This is a genomic window from Virgibacillus sp. FSP13 (assembly GCF_054048505.1).
The window spans coordinates 1-1,345 of the sequence record NZ_JBSVKG010000067.1; the positions used below are offsets into that span (position 1 = coordinate 1).

Below are 1,345 nucleotides of genomic sequence, written 5' to 3' on the forward strand. Positions count from 1 at the left end.
CGTAGGGTTTGATTCAGTATGCCCTGTTTCACTTTCACCATGGCCTCGCCGCCTTCTTTACTCCAATGCATACCTCTTTTCTTCATGCGGAAAGAGATATGTCGCTGATTGGATTCCATTGCCCCCAGGCTTCGTGCATCGGCTGGCGGATTTTCTACTTTTTCTCTCCAGTCAAAAATTCGATCCCAATTATTTACGATATAAGTACGAAATGTGTTTACTTTTTCAACTTCTTTTTTGCCTTCTAGCGTGCTTTCATATGTGTCTAGCCACAGGGTGAAATTATCGATATTGTGCTCTTTCATCGCCTTTTTGATGGCATCTTTGTATTTACTCTTGCCGCCACCTAAAGCACGATTTAAAGCTTGTGAAACATGATACGGATCCAATTGATTCAAAACAGAATATTCGGATTGGGAAAATGCCTCCTGAAACCTTTCAGCAGTGTATCCCAGGCCACCATCGCTATTTGTCACAACCTGCGTACTTTCTAATGAATAACAGTGGGCTGCAGAAGCCTGAACTTCATTCCAAAAGTCTTGCGTTGATTTGGTAGTCATGATTACTTTGGGTTCTTTCAGTGATACCCTTTTCCCATTCTTCTCCCAACCCTCATGAATCACCGCATGATGAACCTCAAGGCTTTTTTTCTTCTTCGTTCCTCGTACAAAGACCCCATCGGCCTCCGCATACAAATAATCAACCGTTTTCCCCTCTGGCAAAGAAGCTGCCTCGTCTAACTCAATCACCATTTCCTCATCGGCTTTCGCTTGTATTTCTCCCACACGTTTCACAATACTTCCAACCGTTTGATGGCTAATGGTAACGGGCGTCCATTCGCTTAATATGCGTGCTGATTCACGATACGTACTTTCACTCGCCAATTCGGCCACTTTCACTTCCACCAAAGGACTAAGGCGTTGGTGTTTCCTAAATCCCATCCACTCATCAAAAGGATAAGAAGAATCCCCCTTTTCATCACTCATCAATGTATGGCGAAATCGAACCGAACCAAACGTAAATTGAATAGTTTTCCAATCTTCTCGTTTTACCTTCCAGCCTAATGCTTGTTTCTTCTGTTTTACCACCTGATCTAGCTTTGAAAATACTTCCCCCAGATGAGAAGCAAACACTTCATACATAAACAATCGAAGACTTTCTTCCATTTCAATTAAGTTATCGGTATCCTTTATTAGTCGAAGTAATTCTGATATAATATTCCCCATGAGAAGGCCTCTTTCTGAAATGTATTTGCCCGCAAAAGCATACATTTTATGATAGAGTGCCTTTTCTTTTTTGGCTACAAAATTGCCTCAAATACCCTCGAGAAATATTTTACACATAG

Annotated in this window: 1 protein-coding gene; it reads right to left on the minus strand. The window is 41.6% G+C overall.

Annotated elements, in window-relative coordinates; all coding sequences use genetic code 11:
- The coding region (locus ACW2QC_RS20190) for an ISLre2 family transposase (protein ID WP_457545720.1) at positions 1-1,226 on the minus strand (1,226 nt) is incomplete at its 3' end.
- Between the last annotated feature and the right edge of the window lie 119 nt (positions 1,227-1,345).